Origin of the sequence: Aeromonas sp. QDB17 (assembly GCF_027705305.1) — a bacterium.
GTDB lineage: Bacteria > Pseudomonadota > Gammaproteobacteria > Enterobacterales > Aeromonadaceae > Aeromonas > Aeromonas caviae.
Window position 1 is genome coordinate 150845 of the sequence record NZ_JAPDBP010000009.1, and the last position, 13575, is coordinate 164419.

Genomic DNA, 13575 nt, shown 5'->3' on the forward strand with positions numbered 1-13575 from the left:
ATGGCCAAGGTGAACCAGACCTATTATGTCCCGGACCAGAGTCGCTGGCCCATCATTGGTGCCATTGCACTGTTTTTCCTGGCGTTGGGGGCGGGACATCTGGTCAATGAAGTGGCGAGTGGGCAGACCGGTTTCGGCCGGTATCTGATGATGGCCGGTGTCGCCCTGCTGGCATTCATGTTGTTTGGCTGGTTCCGTCACATCATCCGGGAGTCCATGACCGGGCTCTACAGCGCCCAGATGGACAGATCCTTCAGGCAGGGCATGGTCTGGTTCATCTTTTCTGAAGTGATGTTCTTTCTGGCTTTTTTCGGAGTGCTGTTCTATGCACGCCAGCTTGCGGTGCCCTGGCTGGATGGTGCGGGCCACAGGGTGATGACGGGCCAGCTGCTGTGGCCGGATTTCACCGCTCACTGGCCTCTGCTCAAGACACCCGGCGGGACCACGACCCAGGCCATGCCCTGGCAGGGGATCCCCCTCATCAATACCCTGATCCTGCTCGGCTCCTCCGTGACCCTGCTGTTTGCACACATGAGTCTGGAAAACGGCAGACGTATGCGGCTCAAGGGGATGTTGCTGGCCACCGTGGTGCTCGGGCTGACATTCCTGTGGTTTCAAGGCTATGAGTATCTGCATGCCTATCGGGATCTCGGGCTGCGGCTGGATTCCGGCATCTATGGCAATACCTTCTTCATTCTGACCGGGTTCCATGGACTGCACGTGCTGCTGGGCACCCTTTTCCTGACCATCATCTGGCTGCGAATCATGTTGAGGGATCATTTCACCCCACAGCGTCATTTCGCTTTCCAGGCTGCGGCCTGGTACTGGCACTTCGTCGATGTGGTCTGGCTCTGTCTGTTCGTCTTTGTCTACCTGCTTTGATGCCGTGCTCAGTAGGGGCGCGGGTTGGGCTCCAGCCAGCCCATCGCGAGAGAGAGCAGCAGTATGATGACCACCAGCAGGGAGAAGAAGACGCGCCGGCCCAGAGGTACCGACATCTTTTGCGTATTGCCTGCACTGAGCATCAGCCAGAGGGCGTGAAACAGCTGGCCGATGATGAGCAGCAGCATGAGTACCAGCACGACCTTGATCAACATCTTGGGATCCTCCTCGATATGCGCGATTCGGCTGCACGAGACAAGCGACGACCATGGCATCACAGACGCTGGTTCGTCTTGTTGTTCACTCTGGTGGTGACGGCCGGTTTGTGCAAGCTGGCGTTCTGGCAGTGGCAGCGCGGAATGGAAAAAACGGCCTGGCTGGCGCAGATGGCAAAGATGCAGCAGGCCGGGCCAAGGACATTGGCCCAGATCGACTGGCAACACCCGGAGTCACTGGATGGCCAGCCTCTGCAAGGGAAAGCCGAGTGGGTCAGCCCTTATGTCTGGTTGCTGGACAACCAGATCGTCAACGGGGAGGTTGGCTATGACGTGCTCATCCCGGTACGCGCAGAGGGGGGCTCCTCACTGTTGCTGGTCAACCTGGGATGGGTGCCCGCGCCATCCGACAGGTCGCAATTACCCAATCCCGCCATCCCCGCCGTAATGACCCTTGAAGGTGTTCTGCGCATGGCTCCCGGCGGCTTCCTGCTGGGACAGAACATAGAACCAGGCCCCTACCCGAACCGGCTGCAATCCATCAGGGTCGAGACCCTGCGACAGGCAATCGGAGCCCCGCTTGCAGACGCCGTGTTGTATCAAAGACGAACCCCATTCCTCTATCACTACCAGCACAATGTCATGCCTCCTGAAAAACACCGGGCCTATGCGGTGCAATGGCTCGGCTTGGCGCTGGTGGTTCTGTCAGGAGGGGTCATGCTGACGAGGAGGTTCTCCCCATGAGCGGATGGCGACGCTGGCGGGTGCCAGCGCTCTTTGCTGCGGTGATCCTGCTGCCTGTGGTGCTGGCGGCTCTGACTCTTCACCAGGGCTGGTATGAACCCGGCACGCGCAGCAAGGGGCACTGGCTGCACCAGGAGATCTACCTGTTGCAACCGCTTCCTGCCCATCAGCACCAATGGCGACTGGTCTATCTGGTGGCCCCTCGCTGCGAGGGGCAATGCCGGCAGGTCCCCGCGCTGATGGCACGTATCCAGGCCGCACTTGGCCGTAATCTGGACAAGCTGGAGCTGGTCCAGTTGACGCCACCTCACGAGGCAAACAGTGAAATGAGGGAGGGGGATATACTGCTGGTGGACGACCGCGGGCTGGCCATCTTGCGTTACGAGGTGCCCGGCAGCACGACGACCTGGCCGTTGCTTGGCAAGGCGGTACTGTCGGATCTGCAGCAACTGCTCAAGTATCAGCGTGGGGTGCAGTGACGATGCAGCCGGCATGGGACTCGCATCTTCTGGCTACTGCACGGTCAACGAGGCGGCATATGAAGATGCACAAGAGGCTGGCCTCCGTGGCCATTGCGCTGGCAGTACTGGTCATCGCGCTCGGTGCTTATACCCGGTTGACGGATGCCGGGTTGGCTTGCCCCGATTGGCCTGGTTGCTATGGTTCCCTGGCCATTCCCCGCGCCGCGCATGCGGAACTGGCGGCACAGCGCTATCCGGCCAGCCCGCTTGTTCCTCACAAGGCGCGCAGCGAGATGGTGCATCGCTACTTCGCCGGGGTGCTGGGAGGCGTGATTGTGCTCCTGTCCGGCTTGGGCTGGCGGGCAGGCGGCCGACTGCGCCACCTCTCGCTCATCTTGCTGGTGCTGGTTGCGGGTCAAGCGGCACTGGGTATGTGGACGGTGACCCTGGCCCTGCATCCCCTGGTGGTGACCACTCATCTGCTGGGCGGTTTCGCCATCCTGACCTTGCTTTGGCTCTATCGGGCCGAATTGGCAGGTTTCCCTTCACCCCCGCCCGTACACCAGGGCGTTTCCTGGCTTGGCAGCATGGCCTGTGGCGTGTTGCTGCTGCAGATCGCGCTGGGGGGCTGGACGTCGGCGAACTATGCGGCCATGGCGTGTGTGGAGTTTCCCTTGTGCCAGGGCAACTGGCAGGCAGAGCTGAATTGGGCGCAAGCCTTTCATCTCCCTCTGGGGCACGCCAGCTATGAGTTCGGCGTGCTGGGCAAGGAGGCGCGCCAGACCATTCACATCGCCCATCGCCTGGGAGCGCTGACCACGGCCTTGCTGGTGGGTGCTTTCGCCCTCGCGCTGCTCTGCCAGCGGCCCCCCTTGAGAGGGTTTGGCTGGTTGTTGCTGGGTCTGCTGACCGTGCAGATTGCCTTGGGATTGGCGAACGTCCATCTGGCCCTGCCGTTGGCCAACGCCCTTGCGCACAATCTGGTGGCAGCCCACCTTCTGGTTTGCTGTGTGCTGGCGCGCGGGAGGCTCTCTGTGCCTCATCACGACCCCTTGCGACCCCCTGGGATGGTCAGGAGCCGGACATGAATGGGAGAGGGCGGGCACAGCGCTTCGCCCTCCGCCGGGTGCGCGATTATTGTCAGTTGACCAAACCAAAGGTGGTCGCCCTGCTGCTCCTGACCGCCTGGGTGGGCATGCTGCTGGCCGAGCCGACACGCGCCTCTCTGGACGAGATGATACTGGGCCTGGCGGGGATTGGACTGCTCGCTGCCGGGGCGGCGGCCATGAACCACTCTCTGGATAGCGGCATCGATGCCCGGATGCGCAGAACGCGCTGGCGCCCGGTCGCCATGGGACGGATCACGCCGGGGCAGGCGATGAGTTTTGCGATCTGTCTGGCACTGTCGGGGTTTGTTCTGCTCCATTGGGGCGTGAATCCCCTGACTGCCTGGCTGACTTTGGCCAGCCTGTTCGGCTATGCGGTCGTCTATACCCTGCTGCTGAAGCGGGCCACGCCGCAGAATATCGTCATCGGCGGATTGGCGGGAGCCATGCCACCGCTCTTGGGCTGGACCAGCATCACGGGGCAGCTTTCGGCCGAGCCCTGGCTGCTGGTGATGATCATCTTTACCTGGACGCCGCCCCATTTCTGGTCTTTGGCCATCCACCGGCGCGATGACTATGCCGGTGCCGACATTCCCATGCTGCCGGTCACCCACGGCACTGATTTCACCAAGACAGCCATCCTGCTCTATCTGCTGATCCTGACGCTCGTCTGCCTGCTACCCTATCTGATTGGTATGTCGGGGCTTGTCTACCTGGTCGGCAGTTTGGGGCTGAACCTTGGATTCTGCTGGCATGGCTGGTTGTTGAAATATGAGGAGCGCCCCGGCCAGGCGATGCGCACCTTCCGTTTCTCCATCTATCACCTGATGCTGCTGTTTGGTCTGCTTATTTTGGATCACCACTGGCTGTGGCGGTTGTCATGACGTTGATGCGGGTCGAGGTCGGGTGAATGGTAACGCTGCGTCGGTGCACAGCAGGGATGCACAGACCTGATGCAAAACAAGATGGCCCCTTGGGGCCATCTTGTTTTCAGGGGGACGGGAGCCTAGAGCTTGACCATGATATGGCGCGGCACCGTGTAGTCCTCCAGCGCATAGAGGGAGAGATCCTTGCCGTAGCCGGACATCTTCATGCCGCCATGGGGCATCTCGGAGGTGAGCATGAAGTGGGTGTTGATCCAGGTGCAGCCGTACTGCAGGTGGCTGGCCACCTTGCTGGCAAGGCTCAGATCCTTGGTCCAGACCGAGCTGGCGAGGCCGTAGTCCGAGTCGTTGGCCCACTGCACCACCTGCTCGGCGTCGCTGAAGCGGGTCACCGACACCACCGGGCCGAACACCTCCCGGCGCACGATTTCATCCTCCTGACGGGCGTGGGCGATCAGGGTCGGCTCGAAGAAGAAGCCGTTGCCGGGGCGGATCTTGCCCCCCGCCGTCACCTCCACGTGACCGCTGCTCTGGGCCCGCTCCACGAAGCTGGCCACCCGGTTGCGCTGCCGGTCCGAGATGAGCGGCCCCATCTCCACCCCCTCCTCGCGCGGACCGCCCACCTTGATGGAGGCGACCGCCTCGGTCATGGCGGCGACAAACTTGTCGTAGATCTTGCCCTGGGCGTAGATGCGGCAGGCGGCGGTGCAATCCTGGCCGGCGTTGTAGAAACCGAAGGTGCGAATGCCCGCCACCACGGCCTCCAGGTCTGCATCGTCGAAGATGATGACCGGCGCCTTGCCGCCAAGCTCCAGGTGGGTGCGCTTCATGGTGCGGGCGGCGCTCTGCAGGATCTTCTGACCGGTGGCGATGTCACCGGTGAGCGACACCATGCGCACGAGCGGGTGCTCCACCAGCGGAGCCCCCACGCTCTCGCCCCGGCCGCAGACGATGTTGATGACGCCGCGCGGGAAGAGCTCGCTGGCGAGCTCCGCCAGGCGCAGGGCGGTGAGCGGGGTCTGTTCGGAGGGCTTGAGCACCACCGTATTGCCGGCGGCGAGCACCGGGGCCATCTTCCAGGCCGCCATCATCAACGGATAGTTCCAGGGGGCGATACTGCCCACCACCCCGATGGGGTCGCGGCGGATCATGCTGGTGTGCCCCTCGATGTACTCCCCCGCCAGTGGCCCCTGCAGGCAGCGGGCGGCGCCGGCGAAGAAACGGAAGCAGTCCACCACCGCGGGCAGCTCGTCATTGAGCACCGCCAGATAGGGCTTGCCGCAGTTGAGGGATTCGAGCGCCGCAAACTCCTCGGCGTGGCGCTCGATGGCATCGGCCAGGCGCAGCAGCAGGGTGCTGCGTTGGGCCGGGGTGGTGCGGCTCCACTGGGCGAAGGCGCGCTGGGCGCCGTTCACCGCCCGGTTCACCTGCTCGAACGAGGCTTCTGGCACGGAGGCTATGAACTCCCCGGTGGCCGGGTTGAGGATGGGCTCGGCCTGGCCGTCACCGGTGACGAACTGACCGTCGATCAAAAGTTGGGTAGAGAGTTTCATGGTTGCATCCTTGCGCACGCGTTGAGTCGTTATTTGCCACTGCCGGCGACGTCCTGGCCGTCGCGGGTGAGGTAGTAGGCAAGCAGAATGGGAATGGTGGTGAAGGCCACTATGATGAGCGCCACCACGTTGGTGACCGGCCTGTCCCGTGGCCGGATCAGCTCCTGATACATCCAGATCGGCAGCGTGGTCTGCTGGCCAGCGGTGAAGGTGGTGACGATCACCTCGTCAAAGCTGAGGGCAAACGCCAGCATGCCCCCCGCCAGCAGGGCGGTGGCGAGGTTGGGCAGGATCACGTAGCGCAGGGTCTGGAAGCCGTCGGCCCCGAGATCCATCGACGCCTCGATGAGGCTCTGGTTGGTGCGGCGAAAGCGAGCCAGCGCATTGTTGTAGACCACCACCACGCAGAAGGTGGCGTGACCGATGACGATGGTCCAGAAGCTGAAGGGGATCTCCATCACCCCGTAGGCGGAGCGCAGCGCGATGCCGGTGACGATGCCGGGCAGGGCGATGGGCAGCACCAGCAACAGCGACACCACCTCCTGGCCGAAGAAGCGGCTGCGGGCGATGGCCCCCGCCGCCAGGGTGCCGAGCACCATGGCCACCAGGGTAGCGAGCCCGGCCACTTCCAGCGACAGCTGGATGGCGCGCCATACGTCGGGGCGGTTGAGGGTCACCTCGAACCACTTGAGGGTGAGCCCGGGGGGTGGGAACTGGTAGCTCTTGCTCTCGCTGGTGAAGGCGTAAAGGAAGATGAACAGGATCGGGAAGTGCAGGAACAGGAGGCCGCCGATGGCCGCGTACTTGAGCAGGCCGGAGGGCTGGCTGCCATGGTCCCGTTTCATGGAAGTATTAGAGCGCATCGAAGGCCCCCAAGCGTTTCGCGATGGTCAGGTAGATGGCGATGATGAGGATCGGCACCAGCGAGAAGGCGGCGGCGAAGGGCAGGTTGCCCGCCGTGCCCTGCTGCATGTAGACCACCTGACCTATGTACATGGTGGAGTTGCCTATGATGCCGGGGATGATGTAGTCCCCCAGCGTCAGGGAGAAGGTGAAGATGGAGCCCGCCACCACGCCGGGCAGGGCCAGCGGCAGGATCAGAGTGCGAAAGGTCTGGGCCGGGGTGGCGCCGAGATCGCCGCTCGCTTCCAGCAGGGATCGCGGGATCCGCTCCACCGCCGCCTGGATGGGCAGGATCATGAAGGGCAGCCAGACGTAGACGAACACGATGAAGGTGCCGATGCGCGAGAACGACAGCGACGGTCCCCCGATCACCGGCAGCGAGAGGATGGCGTCCAGCAGCCAGTCCAGTCCCAGAGTATCTGCCAGCCAGCTGATGACCCCCTCCTTGGCCAGGATCAGCTTCCAGGCGTAGACCCGCACCAGATAGCTGGACCAGAGCGGCAGCATGATGCCGACGTAGAACAGGGCCCGGGTCTTGCCGCTGGTGTAGCGCGCCATGTAGTAGGCGATCGGAAAACCGAGCAGGGCGCAGGCCAGGGTTACCAGCAGCGACATGCCGACGGTGCGCAGGATCACGTCCAGGTTCTCCGCCCGCAGCAGGGCGACGAAGTTCTGTAGGCCCAGTTCGTGGCGGATCTGGCCGCTGAACTCGTCCAGCCCGAAGAAGGCGTTGGAGAGCAGCATCAGCAGGGAGCCGACATAGATGATGCCAAGCCAGAGCAGGGGCGGCCCGAGCAGGATGGCCAGCAGCAGGCCGGAGCGGCCATAGAGCAGGGTGGAGAGGCGCCGCAGCGGCCGATAGGAGAGGGGGGCAGTGGGTTGGCTCATGGCAAGGCTCGCACTGTGGGGGGCGCTCATGGTTGAGCTCCCTGAGGGGCGGTGTGCAGGCGATGGATCGCCTGCTCCGGCCAGCTGAGGCTGACCCGGGCGCCACGGGGCAGACGGGCCTGGCCCTCGTTGGGGTAGTTGACGATAAGCTCGAGCTGCTCGCCGAGATCAACCCGGTAGCGCACGAAGGGGCCGAGGTACTCAACCTCGCGCACTTCCCCTGACCAGCCGGGCGTGCCGGCCTCGGCGAGGCGGATCCGCTCCGGGCGCACCATCATCTGGCGCTCATCGCCGCACAGACGCCTGGCCTGCTCTCCCTCGAACAGGTTGACGGTGCCGACGAAGCGGGCGACGAAGGGGGTGGCGGGGGCGTCATAGACAGTATCCGGCGCGGCGATCTGCTCGATCTTGCCCTGATTGAAGATGCAGATGCGGTCGCTCATGGAGAGCGCCTCCTGCTGATCGTGGGTGACGAAGATGAAGGTGATGCCGAGCTGGCGCTGCAAGGCTTTGAGTTCGAGCTGCATCTGCTCGCGCAGCTTGAGGTCGAGGGCCCCCAGCGGCTCGTCCAGCAGCAGGATGCGCGGCTGGTTGATCAGTGCCCGGGCGATGGCGATGCGCTGGCGCTGGCCGCCGGAGAGCTGGCCCGGCTTGCGGTTGCCGACGCCGGGCAAGCGTACCATCTCCAGCATCTCGTCCACCTTGCGGTAACGCTCCGCCTTGGCGACGCCCTTGAGCATCAGGCCGTAGCCGATGTTGTCGCGCACATCCATGTTGGGAAACAGGGCGTAGTCCTGAAACACGGTATTGAGGTTGCGGTCGTAGGGAGGCACGGTGGAGCAGGGCTCGCCGAACAGCCGGATCTCCCCCTCGCTCGGGTACTCGAAGCCCGCGATCATCCGCAGGCAGGTGGTCTTGCCGGAACCGCTTGGCCCCAGCAGGGTGAAAAACTCGCCAGCCGGGATCTGGAAGGAGATGTCGTCGACCGCCTTCACCTCGCCATAGTGGCGGCTGACCCGGTCAAATTGTACGGCGTTCATGGGACGTCCTTGTCTGTGTGGGAAGCGGGCCGGACTCCTGTCCGGCCCCATCTGGTTATCCGGTCTTAGCGGCCACCCAGGATGGCGATATAGTCCGAAACCCAGCGGTAGCACAGAGGACACGCAGGTCCCCTGCCGCTGGGATATGGCCTTGTTCTACCAGCATCAGCGGCCACCCAGAATAGCGATATAGTCCGAGACCCAGCGGTAATACGGCACGCAGGTTCCCTGGCTCTTGCACTGGGAGACGGGAGTACGCCAGAAGTGAACCCGATCGAAGTTGTCGATGCCGTTGATCTTGCACCCCTCTTTCCCGAGCAGGGCATTGCCCTCGCAGGCGGCCGGCACCACGGGCACGGACCCGAACCAGGAGGCGAGATCCCCCTGCAGCTTGTTGTTGAGGGAGTGCTCCAGCCACTGATAGGCACAGGTGAGGTTCTTCGCTTCGCTGTGCACCATGCTGGTATCGGCCCAGCCGGTGACCCCTTCCTTGGGCACCGTCGTGGCGATGGGCTGCTTGTCGGCGATCAGGGTATTGGCCTGGAACGGCCAGGAGCCGGAGGCCACCACCCCCTCGTTCTTGAAGTCGTCGATCTGGACGAAGGCATCGTGCCAGTAGCGTCCCACCAGCTTGCGCTGCTGGCGCAGGAGGTCGAGGGCGGCCTTGTACTGATCCTCGTTCAGCTCATAGGGATCCATGATGCCGAGCGCCGGCTGGTGGCTCATCAGATAGAGGGCGGCATCGGCGATGTGGATCGGGCCGTCGAACGCCTGCACCCGCCCCTTGTTGGACTTGCCGTCCGGCAGGGTCTGTTCCTCGAACACCACGCTCCAGGAGTCGGGCGCCTTGGGGAACACTTTGGTGTTGTACATCAAGATGTTGCCGCCCCACTGGTAGGGCACGCCGTAGTGCTTGCCGTCTACCGTGTGCCAGGGGGCATTCTGCAGGCGGGGGTCTATCTTGCCGTAGCTCGGGATGAGCGCCAGGTTGAGTGCCTGCACCTTGCCGCCGGCGATGAGGCGCAGGCTGGCGTCGCCGGAGGCGGTCACCAGATCGAAGCCCCCCTCGTTCATCAGCGCCACCATCTCGTCCGAGGTGGCGGCCGTCTTGACGTTGACCTTGCAGCCGGTCTCTTTCTCGAAGCCGGTCACCCAGTCGTAGTTCTTGTCGGTCTCGCCGCGCTCCACGTAGCCGGCCCAGGCCACGATGTTGAGCTGGCCTTCACCCTTGCCGAGGGTGGTGGGGGCAGCCTGGACCTGGCTTGCCAGCAGCGCCGGGATCAGGGCCAGGGTCAGAGGGGTCAATTTCATCTTGCTCTCCTTGCATGATTGGCAACCGTGGCGGCGCCACAGTAGGCATTAACATCCTGTTAACCAGTCATGAGCGTAGGAGAAGCCGGGAGCAATGAGAATTTCAATTTTTAACGGCTTGGGTATCTGTAAAATCGATATCGAGTGCGGATGAATCTGATTTTTTTGCCGGAGTCACGGCTGTTCAGGCTCAGTCCTAGCGGGGGAGGTGCTGGCGGGCCCGTAGCCGGCTCTGATCTCTGGCGATGTCGATGAACTCGCGTGCGGCCCAGTCAAGGCGCGAGCCGCGCCGCCACACCAGACCGATGTCGATGGCGGGGATGGGCTCCTTGATGGCGCGGGCCTCGACCCGCTCCTGCTCCAGGGACCAGGGACGGTAGGCAAAGTCCGGCAGCAGGGCGAGCCCGAGCTGGCTCGCCACCAGGCTGCGCACCGCTTCCACCGAGGCGGTCCGCAGCACGATGCGCGGCGCGATACCGTAGCGGCGCAGGCCGCCGCCGATGATCTGGTCCAGCTGGTCGGCGGTCAGCGAGATCATGGGCTCCTCGCCGAGCGCCTTGAGGGAGAGGGTCGACTCGGCGCAGAGGGGGTGGTTGGCGGCGAGCCAGACCCGCAGCGGCGAGCGGGTCAGCAGCTCGGTATCGAACGCCTCCTGGCGGATGGTGCGGTTGGTCATCAGGATCCCCACGTCCACCTCACCGTTGACGATCTGGTGTTCGAGATAGGGCTGCTCATCCTCTTTCACCTCGATCTGTACCGCCGGGAAGGCGCGGCGAAAGCGGCCGAGGGCCTCCGACAGGTAGTAGCCAGCAACCAGGGTGGTTACGCCTATGGTAAGCCGCCCCTGATCCTGCTGGGCTACCGCCTTGAGGGACTGGCTGGCTTCGGTCATGGCGCTTAGGATGCGACGGGCGTGCAGCAGAAACTGGTGGCCCTGGGTGGTGAGGCTGACCCCGCGCGGATTGCGCTCGAACAGGGCGGCGCCGAGCTCGGTCTCCAGCTCGCGGATGGCGCTGGTGACCGCCGACTGGGAGATGTGCAGCTCGGCGGCTGCGCGGCTCACCGAGAAGCTGTCGGCCACCGCCACGAAATAGCGGATCTGGCGAAAGGTGAAGTTCATCTGGGCGTCCTGCCACGTGGGATCAAGGTGAGTGCCAGCTTAACCTCGAATCGCACCCAGACAAAAGGCGCCGTGATGGCGCCTTTGTCGTTGTTTTTACGGAAATTAGCGGGCTGTCACCGCCTCTGTGACCGGTACACGGTTCACTCCCTTGCCCAGATAGGCGAGGGTGATGGTCACAATGATGCAGGTGAAGCTGAGCCACATGTAGGGCAGGTAGTCGAGGGTCGCTACCCCGAGGACCCCGGCCATGAAGATGCCGTTGTCGCTCCAGGGCACCATGCCGCAGGTGAGGGTGCCGCCAAACTCGGCGTTGCGGGAGAGGTTCTTGCGCGCAAGCCCCAGCCGGTCGTAGTTCTTGGCCATGATCTTGGGGGTCAGGATCAGGGACACATACATGGCGGAACCGAACACGTTGGCCAGGAAGGCGGTGCCTATGGTGTGGCTGGTCAGGCTGCCGGCGCTGTTGATGCGCTTCTCGAAGGCGCTGGCGATTACTTCCAGGATGCCGACCTTCTCCAGCAGACCGCCGAAGCCCAAGCCGAAGATGATGACGGCCACGGAACCCAGCATGGACTCCATGCCGCCACGGCCCAGGATGTTGTCGATGAAATCGACGCCGGAGGTGATGGCAAACGGGCTGTAGGCGGAGTGCATCGCCTTCACCGGATCCATGTCCTGGAAGACGATGGCCCAGACAAGACCCAGCAAGGCGCCGAAGCTGATCACCGGGAAGGCGGGCTTGCGGTTGGCCAACAGGCCCAGCACCAGCACCACGGGCACTATGGCCATGGGGGTGATGTTGAACTGTTTGTCGAGGGCGTCCATCACCAGATTGACCTGCTCCAGGCTGACGTTGCCGGAGTACTGCATGCCGACCACGGTGAACAGGGCGGCGGTGATGACGTAGGAGAACAGGCTGATGGGCAGCATCCCCTTGATGTGTTCCATCACATCGACGTTGGACATGGTCGAGGCCAGCACCACGGAGTCGGAGAGCGGGGAGAGCTTGTCACCGAAGTAGACGCCGGAGAGCACGGCACCGGCTACCAGCGGCGCGGGTACCCCCAGGCTGTGGCCTATACCCATCATGGCGATGCCGGCGGTGGCCGCCGAGCCCCAGGAGGTGCCGGTGGCCAGCGAGGTGAGGGAGCTGATGATCAGGGTCGCCAGCAGGAAGATGGAGGGGTGTATCACCTTGAGGCCGAAGTAGATGATGCTGGGGACGATACCGCCGGCAATCCAGGTGCCCACCAGGGCACCGACGGAGATCAGTATCAGGATGGCCCCCATCCCCTTGGCGACGCCGTCGACCGCCGCCTGCTCCAGGGATTTGTAATCGTGGCCGAGCTTGATGCCGAGTCCCATGATGACGAACCAGGCGATGAACAGTGCCAGCTGGATTGGCAGATCCAGCACGCTGGTGAAGGAGAAGGCCAGGGCCAGGAAAATGGCCAGGCAGGCAAATACTTGCGACATGCCCGGCAATCGGATGTGGTGTTGTTGGTTTTGCATAGACGCTCCCTAAACTCTTGCTCGCCAAGGTCAGCCCCTCTCGTCCTGCGGATGTGTCTATCCCGAGGGGCTTACCAAAAGAGGGCGCAATCTACCATAAAGCGGAGGTGTAAAATCCCTGCTCATTCGGCAAAACAGCTTTAAAATTTTAAAATCCCACAAAATAGTTGATCTAATCGGCATTTTTCACTGTTCAATCGACACCGTTTGATAGCCGGAGATCCATAGGCAAGTTCGATTGCAGATGGTGACACCAAAGATGATAATAGTTATCATTAATGTTTTTCGGACCAATGCCAATGAACTGGATAGCACGCGCTCTGCTCTTGGCCGCCCTTCTGGCGGTGCTGGTCTGGGGTCAGGAGAAGGAATACGGGTTCTGGAGCCTGGGGTTCTTGCTGGCTGCCTGGGTCATGCTGGAACCCAGGCTGAGACCGGTGTTGATCCTGCTGCCGGTTGCGGGAATGACAGGGGTCGTCACTCTGCTCTGGCAGCAGGGCTGGCATTAAGCCTGGCGAGTGGGGACGGCCTGGATCTTGTCGTAGGCCTGGCGCAGGGAGGCGATGACCTTCTTCTCCATCTCGTTGCGTTCGGCGTCTGTCGTGAAGTAGATCATGTCGACATCGTGACGGATGTAGTGGGAAGGAAGCTGGTTGAGTGTCAGGCAGCAGAGGTCTGCCAGCTGATAGGGGGTCAATGTTCGAGCCAACCCCTGTTTTTCTATCTCCTTGAGCACCAGATGCTCATAGAAGTTGTGAATATCGGTATCCAGGATCATGGGAAAACCCCCGTGGTGGCGCAGCATCTTCAACAGCATAGCCATGGGGCATGAAAACACAAAAGGCCCGTTACTCTCGTAACGGGCCTTTGCAGAATTATGGTGCGAAGAGAGGGACTCGAACCCTCACATCCGTGGGACACTAACACCTGAAGCTAGCGCGTCTACCAATTCC

Annotated in this window: 15 protein-coding genes; 6 read left to right on the plus strand and 9 right to left on the minus strand. The window is 62.8% G+C overall.

From position 1 onward, the window contains the following. A complete protein-coding gene (locus tag OKC41_RS10015) occupies positions 1-882 on the plus strand; it encodes a cytochrome c oxidase subunit 3 (protein WP_219596492.1) in 882 nt (293 codons plus the stop codon). 8 nt (positions 883-890) lie between these two features. On the opposite strand, the gene OKC41_RS10020 is transcribed toward OKC41_RS10015, so the two are convergent. Next, the gene (locus tag OKC41_RS10020) at positions 891-1097 is read right to left on the minus strand and encodes a DUF2909 family protein (protein WP_039039709.1); all 207 of its coding nucleotides are present in this window, start codon (positions 1095-1097) and stop codon (positions 891-893) included. A gap of 78 nt (positions 1098-1175) precedes the next feature. Here OKC41_RS10020 and OKC41_RS10025 point away from each other — a divergent pair, with 78 nt between their 5' ends. From OKC41_RS10025 to cyoE, 4 genes are read left to right on the plus strand one after another with little or no spacing between them, the layout of a single operon-like run. Further along, entirely contained in the window at positions 1176-1841 is a 666-nt protein-coding gene (locus tag OKC41_RS10025) for an SURF1 family protein (protein ID WP_270671944.1), read from the plus strand. Then, the gene (locus tag OKC41_RS10030; protein ID WP_042878279.1) at positions 1838-2320 is read left to right on the plus strand and encodes a hypothetical protein; all 483 of its coding nucleotides are present in this window, start codon (positions 1838-1840) and stop codon (positions 2318-2320) included. The genes OKC41_RS10025 and OKC41_RS10030 overlap by 4 nt, the downstream gene beginning before the upstream one ends. Before the next feature lie 59 nt (positions 2321-2379). Then, positions 2380-3390, plus strand: coding sequence for a COX15/CtaA family protein (locus tag OKC41_RS10035; RefSeq protein ID WP_270671945.1), 1011 nt, complete (start codon positions 2380-2382; stop codon positions 3388-3390). Next, complete coding sequence (cyoE, locus tag OKC41_RS10040) at positions 3387-4292, plus strand: heme o synthase (protein ID WP_180907080.1); 906 nt, start codon at positions 3387-3389, stop codon at positions 4290-4292. Before OKC41_RS10035 ends, cyoE begins: the two co-directional genes overlap by 4 nt. A 122-nt stretch (positions 4293-4414) precedes the next feature. Here cyoE and OKC41_RS10045 read toward each other — a convergent pair whose 3' ends face one another. The 7 genes from OKC41_RS10045 to nhaC form a co-directional block, all read right to left on the minus strand. Further along, positions 4415-5845: a gamma-aminobutyraldehyde dehydrogenase gene (locus OKC41_RS10045; RefSeq protein WP_270671947.1), complete on the minus strand. Its 1431-nt coding sequence runs from the start codon at positions 5843-5845 to the stop codon at positions 4415-4417. Positions 5846-5874: 29 nt separating this feature from the next. Further along, positions 5875-6690, minus strand: a complete 816-nt coding sequence (locus OKC41_RS10050) for an ABC transporter permease (protein WP_010636002.1) — start codon at positions 6688-6690, stop codon at positions 5875-5877. 7 nt (positions 6691-6697) lie between these two features. Continuing rightward, positions 6698-7666: an ABC transporter permease gene (locus OKC41_RS10055; RefSeq protein ID WP_201894607.1), complete on the minus strand. Its 969-nt coding sequence runs from the start codon at positions 7664-7666 to the stop codon at positions 6698-6700. Next, complete coding sequence (locus OKC41_RS10060) at positions 7663-8676, minus strand: ABC transporter ATP-binding protein (protein WP_201894608.1); 1014 nt, start codon at positions 8674-8676, stop codon at positions 7663-7665. The genes OKC41_RS10055 and OKC41_RS10060 overlap by 4 nt, the downstream gene beginning before the upstream one ends. A 165-nt stretch (positions 8677-8841) precedes the next feature. Next, entirely contained in the window at positions 8842-9987 is a 1146-nt protein-coding gene (locus tag OKC41_RS10065) for an ABC transporter substrate-binding protein (RefSeq protein WP_270671949.1), read from the minus strand. A 196-nt stretch (positions 9988-10183) separates the two neighbouring features. After that, positions 10184-11107 (minus strand): LysR family transcriptional regulator, encoded by a 924-nt coding sequence (locus OKC41_RS10070; RefSeq protein WP_010675760.1) that lies wholly within the window; start codon positions 11105-11107, stop codon positions 10184-10186. Positions 11108-11212: 105 nt separating this feature from the next. Beyond that, complete coding sequence (nhaC, locus tag OKC41_RS10075; RefSeq protein ID WP_270671952.1) at positions 11213-12622, minus strand: Na+/H+ antiporter NhaC; 1410 nt, start codon at positions 12620-12622, stop codon at positions 11213-11215. Positions 12623-12921: 299 nt separating this feature from the next. On the opposite strand from nhaC, the gene OKC41_RS10080 reads away from it, so the two are divergent. Then, a complete protein-coding gene (locus OKC41_RS10080) occupies positions 12922-13131 on the plus strand; it encodes a hypothetical protein (RefSeq protein ID WP_010675758.1) in 210 nt (69 codons plus the stop codon). On the opposite strand, the gene OKC41_RS10085 is transcribed toward OKC41_RS10080, so the two are convergent. Beyond that, on the minus strand, positions 13128-13400 hold the full coding sequence (locus tag OKC41_RS10085) for a late competence development ComFB family protein (protein ID WP_201894676.1): 273 nt from the start codon (positions 13398-13400) through the stop codon (positions 13128-13130). The genes OKC41_RS10080 and OKC41_RS10085 overlap by 4 nt on opposite strands. Between the last annotated feature and the right edge of the window lie 175 nt (positions 13401-13575).

Excerpts from the sequence above, each read along its gene's own strand:
- OKC41_RS10045 (WP_270671947.1), bottom strand. The coding sequence starts at position 5,845 with ATGAAACTCTCTACCCAACTTTTGATCGACGGTCAGTTCGTCACCGGT.
- OKC41_RS10070 (WP_010675760.1), bottom strand. The coding sequence starts at position 11,107 with ATGAACTTCACCTTTCGCCAGATCCGCTATTTCGTGGCGGTGGCCGAC.
- cyoE (WP_180907080.1), top strand. The coding sequence starts at position 3,387 with ATGAATGGGAGAGGGCGGGCACAGCGCTTCGCCCTCCGCCGGGTGCGC.
- OKC41_RS10030 (WP_042878279.1), top strand. The coding sequence starts at position 1,838 with ATGAGCGGATGGCGACGCTGGCGGGTGCCAGCGCTCTTTGCTGCGGTG.
- OKC41_RS10055 (WP_201894607.1), bottom strand. The coding sequence starts at position 7,666 with ATGAGCGCCCCCCACAGTGCGAGCCTTGCCATGAGCCAACCCACTGCC.
- OKC41_RS10020 (WP_039039709.1), bottom strand. The coding sequence starts at position 1,097 with ATGTTGATCAAGGTCGTGCTGGTACTCATGCTGCTGCTCATCATCGGC.
- OKC41_RS10085 (WP_201894676.1), bottom strand. The coding sequence starts at position 13,400 with ATGATCCTGGATACCGATATTCACAACTTCTATGAGCATCTGGTGCTC.
- OKC41_RS10080 (WP_010675758.1), top strand. The coding sequence starts at position 12,922 with ATGAACTGGATAGCACGCGCTCTGCTCTTGGCCGCCCTTCTGGCGGTG.
- OKC41_RS10065 (WP_270671949.1), bottom strand. The coding sequence starts at position 9,987 with ATGAAATTGACCCCTCTGACCCTGGCCCTGATCCCGGCGCTGCTGGCA.
- OKC41_RS10060 (WP_201894608.1), bottom strand. The coding sequence starts at position 8,676 with ATGAACGCCGTACAATTTGACCGGGTCAGCCGCCACTATGGCGAGGTG.
- OKC41_RS10050 (WP_010636002.1), bottom strand. The coding sequence starts at position 6,690 with ATGAAACGGGACCATGGCAGCCAGCCCTCCGGCCTGCTCAAGTACGCG.
- nhaC (WP_270671952.1), bottom strand. The coding sequence starts at position 12,622 with ATGCAAAACCAACAACACCACATCCGATTGCCGGGCATGTCGCAAGTA.
- OKC41_RS10035 (WP_270671945.1), top strand. The coding sequence starts at position 2,380 with ATGAAGATGCACAAGAGGCTGGCCTCCGTGGCCATTGCGCTGGCAGTA.
- OKC41_RS10015 (WP_219596492.1), top strand. The coding sequence starts at position 1 with ATGGCCAAGGTGAACCAGACCTATTATGTCCCGGACCAGAGTCGCTGG.